This window comes from Nocardia sp. JCM 34519.1 (assembly GCF_020361265.1).
Taxonomy (GTDB): Bacteria; Actinomycetota; Actinomycetes; order Mycobacteriales; family Mycobacteriaceae; genus Nocardia; species Nocardia arthritidis_A.
This window is the reverse complement of record NZ_JAIRBR010000001.1, coordinates 559,362-572,190: the sequence shown is the minus strand read 5'-3', so window position 1 is coordinate 572,190 and position 12,829 is coordinate 559,362. Positions and strand designations below refer to the sequence as shown.

The window sequence follows — 12,829 nt, the reverse complement described above, 5'->3', positions numbered from 1 at the left end:
ATACGTTGGTGTTGCTTAGGTCACAAGCCCTCGGGAAGGAGGCGGCGTGATCCAGTCGGTGGATCGGGCGGTGCGGATCCTGTTCGCGCTGCAGGGCGCGCGGCGCATGACGCTGTCGGAATTGGCCGCCGAACTCGGGCTGCCCGCGACGACGGTGCACGGCATCGTCCGGACGTTGGCCGCGCACGGTGTGGTGGTGCAGGAGCGCGGCGGCGGGCGCTATCAGCTCGGGCCAGCGGTGCTGCGGCTCGGCAATGTCTACCTGGATACGCTCGACCTGCGTGCCCGATCACTCACCTGGGCACACGAATTGGCGCGCCGCACCGGTCTCGCCGTGCGGGTCGGCGTGCTGTTCGGTGACGATGTGGTGATCATCCACCACGAGCCGCGCCAGGACGGCAGCCGCCAGATGCCCGAGCTCGGCATCGAAATACCCGCGCACGCAAGCGCTTTGGGCAAAGCGGTGCTGGCCTTCCACCCGCCTGCCGACCCGGGCCCGCTGCGCAGCATGACGGGGGAGACGATCATCGCGCCCGATGTGCTCGCCGAATCCCTCACCGCGGTACGGGAATCCGGGCTCGCCTACGAGCGGGACGAGGCGGTCCTCGGCGAATCCTCCATCGCGGGAGCGATATTCGATCGCACCGGTGCGGCCGTCGGCGCTGTCGGCGTGGTGCTGCCGACCGCCGACTGGCCCGCCACCCCCGATATCGTCGACGCGGTGCGCGCCACCGCGCGGACCATCTCCCGCGAACTCGGCTCGGCCAAGTGGCCGGTGCTGCCGTAGCGACGACAACGGCCCGCCCCCTAATTGAGGACGGGCCGTTGTGCCGCAAGCGAACTCAGCTGTAGATCTTGGCGACCTCGTCGGCGTACTTCTTCATGACCACCGCGCGCTTGAGCGACATCTTCGGCGTCAGCTCACCGGTCTCCTGCGTCCAATCGACCGGCAGGATGCGGATCTTCTTGATCGCCTCGGCATGCGAGACCTTCTTGTTCGCCTCGGCGACCGCGGCGTTGATCTCCGCGACCAGCGCCGGGTTCTCGATCAGCTGCTCGATGGGGGTGTCGACCGCGACGTTGTTGCGTTCCTTCCAGCCGGGCAGCGCCTCCGGGTCGAGGGTGATGAGCGCGGCGATGAACGGTTCCCCGTCGCCGACCACCATGACCTGGCTGATCAGCGGGGCGGTGCGCAGATCGTCCTCCAGCATGCCGGGGGAGACGTTCTTACCGCCCGCGGTGACGATGATCTCCTTCTTGCGGCCGGTGATGGTGATGAAGCCCTCGTCATCGATGGCGCCCAGGTCACCGGTCTTGAACCAGCCGTCGGCGAACGCGTCCTCGGTGGCCTCCGCATTGCCCCAGTAGCCGTTGAACACCACCGGGCCGCGCAGCAGCAGCTCACCGTCCTCGGCGACCGCGGCGGCGTGACCGGGCAGCGGGCGGCCGACGGTGCCGACCCGAATGTGCTTGGGGGTGTTCACCGAGAACGCGGCGGTGCTCTCGGTCAGGCCGTAGCCCTCGTAGATGGTGACGCCCGCGCCGCGGAAGAAATGACCCAGCCGCGCGCCGAGCGGCCCGCCGCCGGACACCGCGGACAGGCAGCGCCCGCCCAGCGCCTCACGCAGCTTGCCGAAGACCAACCGGTCGAACAGTGCGTGCTTGAGCTTGAGCACCAGGCCGGGACCGCCCGACTGCAGCGCCTCGCTGTAGGCGACGGCGGTATCGGCCGCCGCGTCGAAGATCTTGCCCTTGCCGCCGTCGTGCGCCTTCTGCTTCGCGGCGTTGAAGACCTTCTCGAATACCCGGGGCACCGAGAGGATGAAGTCCGGCTTGTACGCGCCGAACTGCTCGACCAGCGTCGACCAGTCGGCGCTGTGCGCGACGGTGACACCGGCGTCGAAGGCGGCGAGCGCGACCGCGCGGGCGAAGACGTGCGCCAGCGGCAGGAACAGCAGCGACTTGTTGCCGGGCCGCAGGAATTCCGACATGGCCGAGCGGTCCGCGGCCGATTCCGCGTACATGTTGGCGTGCGAGAGCATCACGCCCTTCGGGCGGCCGGTGGTGCCCGAGGTGTAGATGAGGGTGGCGGGCGATGCCGCCTTCACCTGGGCGCGACGGTCGTGCACGACCTGGTCGTCGAGGTCGGCGCCGCGGGCGGTCAGGTCCGCGATAGCGCCCTTCTCCAGCAGCAGCGTCTCGCGCAGCGCGGGCAGGTCGCCCTCGATTTCGGAGATGGTGGCGCGGTGCTTGGCGTTCTCGACGATCAGCAGCTTGGTCCCGGAGTCCTGCAGGATCCACTTGGCCTGCTCGGCCGATGAGCTGTCGTAGATCGCGACGGTGCAGCCGCCCGCGGCCCAGATGGCGAAGTCCAGCACGACCCACTCGTACTGGGTGGGCGCCAGGATGGCGACCCGGTCACCGAGCTCGATCCCGGCCGCGATGAAACCCTTGGCCACACCGGTGACCGTCGCCGCGAACTCCTTGGCGGTGATATCGGTCCAGCCGCCCTTACCGTCGGGCTTGTTGAACACGACCAGCCCCGGGGTCTGCTCGGCGTGCCGGAAGGCACCGTCGGACATGTTGGCGTCTTCGGGGATGGTGTAAGAAGCCGGAACTTCGAACTCTCGCATCGGTGCGGTGCCCTTCCACGTATGGTTTACCCACCAGTAATCTACGACACCTATCACCGGGCCGCCTGGTCGGACCTCCTGTTCACGGGGTGGACGGCGTCCCGGAGGAATTCGGCGAGTTCGCTCAGCGCCGCGGCGGCCCCGGTCACCAGCGCCGCCTGGATCTGCGCGACATGCCACAGGCCGCGGCTCTCGGTGAAGCGCACGGGAACACCGGCCGCCCGCAGCGCCGCGACGAAGGTGACGCACTGGCCGTGCAGCAGTTCGCTGACGTCCACCTGCACATACGTCGGCGGCAGTCCGGCCAGCCTGCCGTGCAGCGGTGCGTAACCCGCTGCGGTGCTGGGATTTTCGCCGAGGTAGGCGGCGGCGCAGGCCCGCGACCAGCCCTTGTTGATCACCAGATCGCGCTCACCCGACGGGATTTCGTTCGGGTCGGTCCACGGTGCGATCAGTCCGAGCGCGGCAGGCGTTTGATCATGCTCGGCGATCAGGCGCTGCGCGGTGGCCAGCGCCAACCCGCCGCCCGCCGAATCACCGGCGATGGCAATGCGTTCCGGCGGATAGCCGATGGCGACGAGTTCGGCGAAGGCCGCCTCGGCGTCGTCCAGTGCGGCGGGGAACGGATGCTCCGGGGCCAGTCGATAGTCGAGAGCGTATACGGCGCAATCGGTTTCGCGGGCCAACCGGGCGGTCATCGAGCGGTGCGTCAGTGGTGAACCCACCGCATAGCCGCCGCCGTGCAGGTAGAGGATCGCCGCGTCCGGGACACGGGACCCCGCGGTGAGCCGTTCGGCGGGTCTGCCGCCGAGCCGGAGCTTGTGCACGACGGTTCCGCTCGGCACGGGCTGTGCACGCGAACTCAATTCGAGCAGCAGGCGCTGCGTCCGCCACGGGAGCCGCTTGTTCAGCGTCACCCCGTAGATCGGACGCAGCACCGCCTTGGCGACCGGCAATGGAAGGGCGATGTCGCGCATGGGTTTTCTTTCGATCTATTACCGAGGTAAGAAACCCCGGGTGGTGAAGGCGACGAGCCGGTGATATCCGGCCCCGGTGGTGCGCACGAGCGCGTCGAGCAGCCGGGCCTCCCAGCCGATCAACACCCGGCCGTGCCCCTTGCGGACGCCCTCGGTGATGGTCTCGGCCGCCATCTCGGGGGTGTGGATCGCCAGATACTTGTCGAAAAGTGCTGCCGCGCTTCGCTGATCGACGCCCTCGACCACCGTGGAGTTGCGCGCGACCGCGGTCTTGATACCGCCCGGATGCACACAGGTGACCTTCACCGGCGCCTTCTCGACCAGCATCTCCTGGCGCAGCGCCTCGGTGAAGCCGCGCACCGCGAACTTCGCCGCGTTGTACGCGGACTGCCCCGGAATGGCGATGATGCCGAACAGGCTGGACACGTTCACCACATGTCCGGCGCCGGATTCCACCAGGTACGGCAGAAAAGCCTTGGTGCCGTTGACGACTCCCCAGAAGTCGACGTCCATGATCCGCTCGACGTCCTTGAACGAGGACTTCATCACGTCGCCGTAGTGGGCGATACCGGCGTTGTTGTAGATCTGGTGCACGACGCCGAAATGCTTTTTGACCTCGTCCGCGTAAAGCAGCACGGCCTCACGCTCGGCGACATCGAGCCGATCGGATTTCACCTCGGCGCCGAACTTTTCGCAGCGCCGCACGGTTTCGGCGAGGCCCTCCTTATCGATATCCGAGAGCGCCAGTTTGGCGCCGCGGCGGGCAAGATTCTCGGCCAGCGCGCGACCGATGCCGGACCCGGCACCGGTGATCACACAGACCTTGCCCCTGAAGTAAGCATCTTTGCGCCCACCCGTCGCCCGGCCACCACCCCCGATGGAATCGCTACGCGATGCTGTGCTCATCTGCCACCACTTTCAATTCGGGTCGAGACGCGACGGTGGTCGTGTCATAGGCGGTCACGTCGAATTTCTTGGTCAGCCTACGGAATTCGAAGGTGAAATCCGGCCAGAGCGTGGTGTTGTTGCCGTGCTTGTCGAGGTACCAACTGGAGCAGCCGCCGTTCATCCAGACGCTGTTGGCCATCTTGCGCCGCAGGTCCCGGTTGTAGGCGTCCTGCACCTCGCGGCGCACCTCCACCGTGCGCAAGCCCATCCGGTCGACGGTGGCCAGCGCGTCGGCGATGTAGTTGATCTGCGATTCGATCATGTAGATCATCGAGGTGTGTCCGAGGCCGACATTCGGGCCGAGCAGGAAGAACATATTCGGGAAGTTGTTGATCGCCGAACCCTTGTAACCCTGCTGGCCGATTTCGTCGAAAACTTCGGCCAGGGTGCGGCCGTCGCGCCCGGAGATGGTGTTGTACGTCGGCGAATCGGTGACATGGAAGCCGGTGGCCACGATCAGCGCGTCGATATCGCGTTCGGTGCCGTCCTTGGTGACCACCGAGTGGGCGCGGATCTCGCGGATGCCGTCGGTGACCACGTCGACATTGTCGCGGCTCAGCGCCGGGTAGTAGTCGTTGGAGATCAGCATCCGCTTGCAGCCGATGCGGAAGTTCGGGGTGACCTTCGCGCGCAATTCCGGATCGTGGATCTCGGCGCGCAATTTCGCCTTGGCGACCAGTTCGAAGGCCTGCATCAGCGGCGGGAATTTCGCGAGGCCCACCACCTGGGTTTCTCTTATCGCGTAGATCGCCGCGCGCGAAAGTCGTTGCATGCCGGGCAGATACTTGAACGCGAGCCGTTCGGGCAGCAGGTACGGGCGGTCCATGCGCGGCAGCAGCCACGGCGCCGTCCGCTGGTAGACGTCCAGGTGGGCGACCTTCGGCGCGATGGACGGGACGATCTGAATGGCCGACGCGCCGGTGCCGATGATGGCGACCCGCTTGCCGGTCAGGTCGGCGTCGTGATTCCAGCGCGCCGAATGGCAGATCTGGCCCTCGAAGGCGTTGATGCCCTTGATATCCGGGAGTGCGGGCTCGCACAGCGCGCCGACCGCGGAGACCACGGTTTCGGCGGTGAAGCTGCCCCGGCTGGATTCGATCTCCCAGTGCGCGGCGGCATCATTCCAGCGCGCCGCGGTGACGTCGCAGTCGAAGATGTGCTTGTCCAGCACCCGGTGGCGCTTGGCGACACCGCGGATGTACTCCTGGATCTCGCCCTGCTTGGAGAACGAGCGGGACCAGTTCGGGTTCAACGCGAACGAGTACGAGTACAGGTGCGAGGGCACATCGCACGCCGCACCCGGGTAGGTGTTGTCGCGCCATGTACCGCCGACCTCGCTGCCGCGCTCCAGTACCAGGAAATCGGTGCGGCCCTGCTGAGCCAGTCGGATGGCCAGACCCAGACCCGCGAAACCGCTGCCGATGATGATCGTCTTGGCATGTCGGGTCGGGCGGTTGCCGACAGCATTGTCTGTAACCTTGCGACTCATGTACCCGAGGGTACGGGCTTATTGAGCAGTGGTCAACAGTATTGACTAGTGTTCAGTAAGCTTGTCGGCATGAGTGGGCGTGGTGCTGGAGAAAACGGCAGACGGGTTCGGTTGAGCCCGGAAGAACGCCGGCTCCAGCTGATCACCCTCGGCGTCGAAATGCTCGGCGATCGCGCGTTGGAAGACATCTCCATCAGCGAAATCGCCGAACAGGCCGGCATCTCCCGCGGGCTGCTGTTCCACTACTTCCCGACCAAACAGGATTTCCAGCTCGCCATCGTCCAGCACGCCAATGGGCAGCTGCTGGAACGGATCGCGCCGGACCGGAGCCTGCCGATCCCGAAGATGCTGCGCGACTCCATCGCCCGCTACGTCGACTACGTCGGCGAGAACCGCGCCCCGTACACGGCGCTGTTGCGTGGACCGGCCAGCACCAGTCCCGAACTCCTCGGCCTGGTGGATCAGACCCGCGACACCATCATCGGCATCATCCTCACCGAGGCGCCCGTATCCGCTGCCGCCGACCAGCCCCGCCTGAAGCTGGCCATGCGCGGCTGGATCGCCTTCGTCGAGGAAACCACGCTCACCTGGCTCCGCAGTGAGCCGATTCCCCGCGCCTCGCTGATCGATCTGCTGGTCGAATCCTTACTGGCCCTTGCTCTTTCGTTGAATCCCGAGCTGGCTGCCGCGCTGCGGGGGTGAGGGCTCGCCGTATCAACGGCGCGGTGAGGGCTGCCAGGTGCCGAGTCGTGGTGCGGTGCGGGAGATTTCGGCCGCGGCTCGGATTCGGGTGCGGAGTGGTTCGGGATCGGTGAGTTCGGCCCAAGTCCAGCGCACCACGCACCAGCCGAGCGCCCGCAGCGCATCTTCGCCGCATTTCTCCACTTGTTCGGTGGTGTGTTCGCCGCGCAACTCCTTGTGGTACTTGATGTTTCCATCGAATTCGCCGACTATGCCCAACTCGGGCCAGAGGAAGTCGGCTCGGCCGACCGGCGAGCCGTTCGTATCGATGATCCATGCCTGGAGCTCCGGTTTCGGTATGCCTGAATTATGCAGAGCGACACGGCTTCTCGACTCGCCGATACCCTCCGCGCGACCGTCGAGAAAGCTCAACACCCGCCTGGCCGCCGGCGTACCGATCCGGCGACTGGCCCGTTCGAGCTGATCCAGCAGCTCGCCCCGGGTGGTCTTGCCCGCACGTAACGCCGAATCGCCAACCACAACAGCCTGTTCGAACGGTTCGGTGCGCGCGATGTCGACCACGGTACGAGCGACCGACGTCACCGGGATACCGCCGATCTCCAGCCACTCGTCCGGCTCGATCCGCCCGGTATGCACCACCGTCTGCCGCCGGATCCGCCCACCCGACTCGCGATTCCGCGTGACGTGCACCCGACTCATCGGCACCGACCAGACCGTCAACTCATGCGCGACGGCCGCCGATATATGGGAAACGAACGCATCCGAACTCGCCGCCGCCATCGCGGCATGAACGGCGACCAGATGCCGCTGAACCCGATCCAACCCCTGTGCCCGCGCGGCATCGATGTAATGCCCGCGCCGCACCCGCTGCCACCCCCTCCCGCGTAGCTCATAGTCGGTAAACCCATCCGCGAGCGCCGCCCGCCGAGAAACCGGTATCGGAATGTCCACCCCCAGATCGTCGCCGCTCCCGCCCCCTCAAACCACCCCATCATCGCCAAATGTGCATAACTCCGGCCCTGTGCACAACAGTTGAACAGCCGTCCGACTCGCCGCTTCGTTTTCCCGCGCCCAGTGTCCAAGCTGAACACCCCGCATCGTGTGCTCCATTCGAATGCGGGGTGTGGAAGCCGTCCGTTGCCGCTCAGAACATTGGCGCCGTGCAATTCACAACCGCGTATTTGCCGGTGGCCGTCTGCTCATCCTTGACCTTGCCGTCCACCGTGATTCGGCATGTGACGGATATGCCGTTGGTTTGGGCGCCCAGACCGGCGATGACATAGGTGGAGTTGTTCACGACGGTCTTGGTCCACGGTGCGGAGACATCGGTCTCCTGTTGAATATCGGACACCTCGTTGTAGTAGGTCACCGTAGACAGCTCGGCATCCGAGATGACCTCATAGACGATGCTCTTCCCGGCCTTTGTCGGTGCCTTCGGCGTCAGCGGCGGGATTGTCGTGGTCGTGACCGCGCCGTTGGCGATGGGATCGCCAGCGGGCGCTGGGGCCTGCGTCGTTGCGGGGGTCGGCGAGGGTGAATTGGCCGTCTGGATCAGCGAGAAGCATCCGCCGAACATGAGCACGATGACACCCAGTACAACCCACGGCCGAATTCGGCGCTTTCGTGGCGGAGGGGGAGGCGGATACTGTCCAGGTGGGAACGGGGGCGTGGTCATTTCGAGGTACCCGGCCCCACAGGAGGAAATGATGTTGCCCGAACCGATCTCGGCCCGTGATCTCAATATCTACGGTGATGCGGAGCTTCCGTGGAGCCGCGTCGTGCAGGCCATCGAGGCGGGTGTCGGTCTGCCTGAGACGCCGCAATTTCTCGGTACGGTCGGTGCGGGTGGGCGGCCGCATTCGGCGGGTATCGGGGTTGCGCTGTACGGTGCGCACCTGTATTTCACCAGTGGTCCCGGCACCCGGAAGTCGCGTGATCTGGCCGCGAACCCGCAGTGCACCTTGTCATTCCGTTTTCCGGACGTAGACCTCGTCCTCGAGGGCGAAGCGCATCGCACCGTCGACCCCGACGAACTCGACCAGGTCACCGCGACCTACCGCCGTCTCGGCTGGCCCGCCGAACGCGCCGGCGACGCCATCACCGCCCCCTACAGCGCCCAAAGCGCAGGCCCCGCCCCCTGGCACCTCTACCGCTTCACCCCACAAACCGCCGCCGCCCTCGCCCTCACCGAACCCCACGGCGCCACCCACTGGCGCTTCGGATAGCGGCCCATACAACGAAAACGCCGGGCCGAATCGCGTTCGGAGAGAACGGATTCGGCCCGGCGTCGGGGTTGGGTGACTAGGCGGTGGGTTCGAAGGCCTCGTCGATGATTTCCTGCTGCTCTACCGCGTGCACCTTGCCGGAGCCCGAGGAGGGGGCCGACATGGCGCGGCGGGAGATGCGGCGCAGCTTGGTGAAGCGGTCCGGGAGGATTTCCGGGAGGTTGAGACCGAAGAAGGGCCAGGCGCCCTGGTTGGCCGGTTCCTCCTGGACCCAGGCGATATCGGTGGCGTTCGGGTAGCCGGCCAGCGCCTCGTTCAACCGGAACTTCGGCAGCGGGTACAGCTGCTCGATGCGCACGATCGCGACATCCTCACGCTTCTGCTTCGCCTTCTCGGCGGCCAGCTCGTAGTACAGCTTGCCGCTGGTGAGCAGGATGCGCTTGACCTTGTTGCGGTCGCCGATGCCCTGCTCGTAGGCGGGCTCGTCGAACACCGAACGGAACTTCGACTCGGTGAAGTCCTTCAGATCCGAGACGACGGCCTTGTTGCGCAGCATCGACTTCGGGGTGAAGACGATGAGCGGACGGCGGATACCGTCCAGCGCATGCCTGCGCAGCAGGTGGAAGTAGTTCGCCGGAGTGGACGGCACCGCGACCGTCATCGAACCCTCGGCACACAGCTGCAGGAACCGCTCGATGCGGCCGGAGGTGTGGTCCGGGCCCTGACCCTCGTGACCGTGCGGCAGCAGCAGCACGACCTCGGAAAGCTGACCCCACTTGGCCTCACCGGAGGAGATGAACTCGTCGATGATGGACTGCGCGCCGTTGACGAAGTCACCGAACTGCGCCTCCCACAACACGAGTGCGTCCGGGTTGCCGAGCGAGTAGCCGTATTCGAAACCGACGGCGGCGTATTCGCTCAACGCCGAATCGTGCACCGCGAACCAACCCGGGTTCGCGCTGCCGATGTTGTGCAGCGGGGTGTACTCCTCGGCGGTCTTGCGGTCGATGATCACCGCATGCCGCTGGGTGAACGTGCCGCGCCGCGAGTCCTGACCGGTCAGACGCACCGCGCGACCCTCGTCGATCAGGGTGCCGAAGGCGAGCAGTTCGGCGAAGGCCCAGTCGACCTTGCCCTCGTATGCCATCTCGCGCCGCTTCTCCAGCACCGGTTTGACGCGCGGATGCACGTTGAAGCCGTCCGGCACATTGAGGAAGGCATCGCCGATGCGCTGCAGCACCGCCTTGTCGACGGCGGTGACGACGGTCGCCGGGACCTGCTGGTCGTCCTCGACCGATTCGCTCGGCTCCGGCGGGTACTTCTCCAGCTCGCGAACCTCGTTGAACACCCGCTCCAGCTGGCCCTGGTAGTCGCGCAGCGCGTCCTCGGCCTCCTTGAGCGAGATGTCGCCACGACCGATCAGGCTCTCGGTGTACGCCTTGCGGACCGAGCGCTTGGTGTCGATGACGTCGTACATGTACGGCTGGGTCATCGACGGGTCGTCGCCCTCGTTGTGGCCGCGGCGGCGGTAGCAGATCATGTCGATGACGACGTCTTTGCGGAACTTCTGCCGGAAGTCGACCGCGATGCGGGCGACCCAGTCGCACGCCTCCGGGTCGTCGCCGTTGACGTGGAAGATCGGCGCGCCGATGAACTTGGCGATATCCGTCGAGTATTCGGTGGAGCGGCTGTTCTCCGGCGAGGTGGTGAAGCCGATCTGGTTGTTCACCACGATGTGGATGGTGCCGCCGACCCGGTAGCCGCGCAGACCCGACATGTTCAGCGTCTCGGCGACAACGCCCTGACCCGCGAACGCGGCATCGCCGTGCAGCATGAGCGGCATGACCGAGAAGCCCTCGGGGCCGTCGCCCTTGTCGAGCAGGTCCTGCTTGGCGCGGACCAGACCCTCGAGCACCGGGTCGACCGCCTCGAGATGCGACGGGTTCGCGGTGAGCGAGACCTCGATCTCGTTGTCGCCGAACATCTGCAGGTAGGTGCCGTGCGCGCCGAGGTGGTATTTCACGTCGCCGGAGCCGTGGGTGGCCGCCGGGTTCATATTGCCCTCGAACTCGGTGAAGATCTTCGAGTAGGGCTTGCCGACGATATTGGCCAGCACGTTCAGGCGGCCGCGGTGCGGCATGCCGATGACGACCTCGTCGAGCCCGTGCTCGGCCGACTGGTCGATGACCGCGTCCATCATCGGGATGACGGCCTCGGCGCCCTCCAGCGAGAAGCGCTTCTGCCCGACGTATTTGGTCTGCAGGAAGGTTTCGAAGGCCTCCGCCGCGTTCAGCCGGTTCAGAATGTATTTCTGTTGCGCGACAGTCGGTTTGGCGTGCTTCTGCTCCACCCGCTCCTGAATCCACTGCAGCTGCTCGGGATCGAGGATGTGCGTGTACTCGACACCGACGTGGCGGCAGTACGCGTCGCGCAGGATGGACAGCACATCGCGCAGCTTCATTCGCTCCTGGCCGTGGAAGCCCGCGACGTTGAATTCGCGGTCCAGATCCCACAGGGTCAGGCCGTGCTGGGTGACGTCCAGATCCGGGTGGCTGCGGAACTTGTCCTTCACCAGCCGCAGCGGATCGGTGTCGGCCATCAGGTGGCCGCGGTTGCGGTAGGACGCGATGAGTTCGAGCACCCGCGAGCTCTTGTCGACGCCGCGCTCGCGAATGTCCTTGCGCCAGCGGACCGGTTCGTAGGGCACGCCGAGGCCGTGGAAGATCTCGTCGTAGAACTCGTCGGCGATGAGCAGCTGGTGGATGGTGCGCAGGAAATCACCGGACTCCGCACCCTGGATGATGCGGTGGTCGTAGGTGGAGGTGAGCGTCATCAGCTTGCCGACACCGATTTCGGCGATGCGCTCATCGCTCATGCCCTGGAATTCGGCCGGGTATTCCATCGCGCCCGCGCCGACGATGCAACCCTGGCCCGACATCAGCCGAGGCACCGAGTGCACGGTGCCGATGGTGCCCGGGTTGGTGAGCGAGATGGTGACGCCGGTGAAGTCCTCGATGGTGAGCTTGCCGTCGCGGGCGCGGCGGACGACGTCCTCGTAGGCGGTGTGGAACTGCCCGAAGGTCATTGTCTCGCAACCCTTGATGGCCGCGACGGCCAGCGACCGGCTGCCGTCCTTGGCCTGCAGATCGATCGCGAGACCCAGGTTGGTGTGCGCCGGGGTGATCGCGTTCGGCTTGCCGTCGATCTCCTGGAAGTGCCGGTTCATATTCGGGAACTTCTTGACCGCCTGCACGATCGCGTAGCCGAGCAGGTGGGTGAAGGAGATCTTGCCGCCGCGGGTGCGGGCCAGATGGTTGTTGATGACCAGGCGGTTGTCGATCATCAGCTTTGCCGGGATGGCGCGCACGGAGGTGGCGGTCGGGATGGCGAGCGAGGCGGACATGTTCTTGACCACCGCGGCGGCCTGGCCGCGCAGCACCTTCGCCTCGTCGGCGGCCTCGGTCTTGGGCGCGCCGGAGGTCGGCGCCGCGTTCGAGGTGGGCGCGGGCGTGGTCTTCGGGGTACGCGCGGTGGGGGTCGCAGCCGGTGCCGGGGCGGGCGCGGGAGCCGGGGCGGCTACTGCCGAGGGGGCAGCTGCCGGAGCGGGGGCCGCGGGCGCGGGAGCCGGTGCCGGGGTGGCCACCTGCGCGGTTGCGGCGGGAGCGATCTGGCTGTTACCAGAATCACTCGTCGCTTCAGGGGTGTAGTCGGCCAGAAACTCGTGCCAGCTTTCGTCGACGGAAGATGGATCCTGTTTGAACTTCTGATACATCTCGTCGACTAGCCACTGGTTCTGTCCGAACTGGGAAGTTGAGCTGCTCACAGCAGGTGTTCGCCTCATTTCGTTCTTCGCGC

10 protein-coding genes are annotated in these 12,829 nt (G+C 66.2%); 3 read left to right on the top strand and 7 right to left on the bottom strand.

Going from position 1 to position 12,829, the window contains the following annotated elements:
* Positions 1 to 46 precede the first annotated feature (46 nt).
* Positions 47 to 787, top strand: a complete 741-nt coding sequence (locus LGY53_RS44030; RefSeq protein ID WP_225725026.1) for an IclR family transcriptional regulator — start codon at positions 47 to 49, stop codon at positions 785 to 787.
* A 55-nt stretch (positions 788 to 842) separates the two neighbouring features.
* Here LGY53_RS44030 and LGY53_RS02720 read toward each other — a convergent pair whose 3' ends face one another.
* Genes LGY53_RS02720 through LGY53_RS02705 form a run of 4 tightly spaced genes read right to left on the bottom strand, consistent with a single transcriptional unit; the run spans position 843 to position 6,047 of the window.
* Positions 843 to 2,633 carry a long-chain fatty acid--CoA ligase gene (locus LGY53_RS02720; protein ID WP_225725025.1) on the bottom strand — a complete coding sequence of 597 codons (1,791 nt, stop codon included), beginning with the start codon at positions 2,631 to 2,633 and terminating at the stop codon, positions 843 to 845.
* 53 nt (positions 2,634 to 2,686) lie between these two features.
* Positions 2,687 to 3,610, bottom strand: coding sequence for an alpha/beta hydrolase (locus tag LGY53_RS02715; protein ID WP_225725024.1), 924 nt, complete (start codon positions 3,608 to 3,610; stop codon positions 2,687 to 2,689).
* 18 nt (positions 3,611 to 3,628) lie between these two features.
* Positions 3,629 to 4,516 (bottom strand): SDR family oxidoreductase, encoded by an 888-nt coding sequence (locus LGY53_RS02710; RefSeq protein ID WP_225725023.1) that lies wholly within the window; start codon positions 4,514 to 4,516, stop codon positions 3,629 to 3,631.
* Positions 4,497 to 6,047 (bottom strand): NAD(P)/FAD-dependent oxidoreductase, encoded by a 1,551-nt coding sequence (locus LGY53_RS02705; protein ID WP_225725022.1) that lies wholly within the window; start codon positions 6,045 to 6,047, stop codon positions 4,497 to 4,499. The genes LGY53_RS02710 and LGY53_RS02705 overlap by 20 nt, the downstream gene beginning before the upstream one ends.
* Before the next feature lie 69 nt (positions 6,048 to 6,116).
* Here LGY53_RS02705 and LGY53_RS02700 point away from each other — a divergent pair, with 69 nt between their 5' ends.
* A complete protein-coding gene (locus tag LGY53_RS02700) occupies positions 6,117 to 6,749 on the top strand; it encodes a TetR/AcrR family transcriptional regulator (RefSeq protein ID WP_225725021.1) in 633 nt (210 codons plus the stop codon).
* Positions 6,750 to 6,761: 12 nt separating this feature from the next.
* Here LGY53_RS02700 and LGY53_RS02695 read toward each other — a convergent pair whose 3' ends face one another.
* Together LGY53_RS02695 and LGY53_RS02690 are read right to left on the bottom strand one after the other, a co-directional pair.
* Entirely contained in the window at positions 6,762 to 7,700 is a 939-nt protein-coding gene (locus LGY53_RS02695) for a hypothetical protein (protein WP_225725020.1), read from the bottom strand.
* Positions 7,701 to 7,893: 193 nt separating this feature from the next.
* Positions 7,894 to 8,325 carry an MmpS family transport accessory protein gene (locus LGY53_RS02690; RefSeq protein ID WP_225725667.1) on the bottom strand — a complete coding sequence of 144 codons (432 nt, stop codon included), beginning with the start codon at positions 8,323 to 8,325 and terminating at the stop codon, positions 7,894 to 7,896.
* A 130-nt stretch (positions 8,326 to 8,455) separates the two neighbouring features.
* On the opposite strand from LGY53_RS02690, the gene LGY53_RS02685 reads away from it, so the two are divergent.
* The gene (locus LGY53_RS02685; protein ID WP_305082701.1) at positions 8,456 to 8,974 is read left to right on the top strand and encodes a pyridoxamine 5'-phosphate oxidase family protein; all 519 of its coding nucleotides are present in this window, start codon (positions 8,456 to 8,458) and stop codon (positions 8,972 to 8,974) included.
* Positions 8,975 to 9,050: 76 nt separating this feature from the next.
* On the opposite strand, the gene LGY53_RS02680 is transcribed toward LGY53_RS02685, so the two are convergent.
* On the bottom strand, positions 9,051 to 12,815 hold the full coding sequence (locus LGY53_RS02680; protein WP_225725018.1) for a multifunctional oxoglutarate decarboxylase/oxoglutarate dehydrogenase thiamine pyrophosphate-binding subunit/dihydrolipoyllysine-residue succinyltransferase subunit: 3,765 nt from the start codon (positions 12,813 to 12,815) through the stop codon (positions 9,051 to 9,053).
* Positions 12,816 to 12,829 lie beyond the last annotated feature (14 nt).

Excerpts from the sequence above, each read along its gene's own strand:
- LGY53_RS02720 (WP_225725025.1), bottom strand. The coding sequence starts at position 2,633 with ATGCGAGAGTTCGAAGTTCCGGCTTCTTACACCATCCCCGAAGACGCC.
- LGY53_RS02715 (WP_225725024.1), bottom strand. The coding sequence starts at position 3,610 with ATGCGCGACATCGCCCTTCCATTGCCGGTCGCCAAGGCGGTGCTGCGT.
- LGY53_RS02710 (WP_225725023.1), bottom strand. The coding sequence starts at position 4,516 with ATGAGCACAGCATCGCGTAGCGATTCCATCGGGGGTGGTGGCCGGGCG.
- LGY53_RS02705 (WP_225725022.1), bottom strand. The coding sequence starts at position 6,047 with ATGAGTCGCAAGGTTACAGACAATGCTGTCGGCAACCGCCCGACCCGA.
- LGY53_RS02700 (WP_225725021.1), top strand. The coding sequence starts at position 6,117 with ATGAGTGGGCGTGGTGCTGGAGAAAACGGCAGACGGGTTCGGTTGAGC.
- LGY53_RS02690 (WP_225725667.1), bottom strand. The coding sequence starts at position 8,325 with ATGTTCGGCGGATGCTTCTCGCTGATCCAGACGGCCAATTCACCCTCG.
- LGY53_RS02685 (WP_305082701.1), top strand. The coding sequence starts at position 8,456 with ATGTTGCCCGAACCGATCTCGGCCCGTGATCTCAATATCTACGGTGAT.
- LGY53_RS02680 (WP_225725018.1), bottom strand. The coding sequence starts at position 12,815 with ATGAGGCGAACACCTGCTGTGAGCAGCTCAACTTCCCAGTTCGGACAG.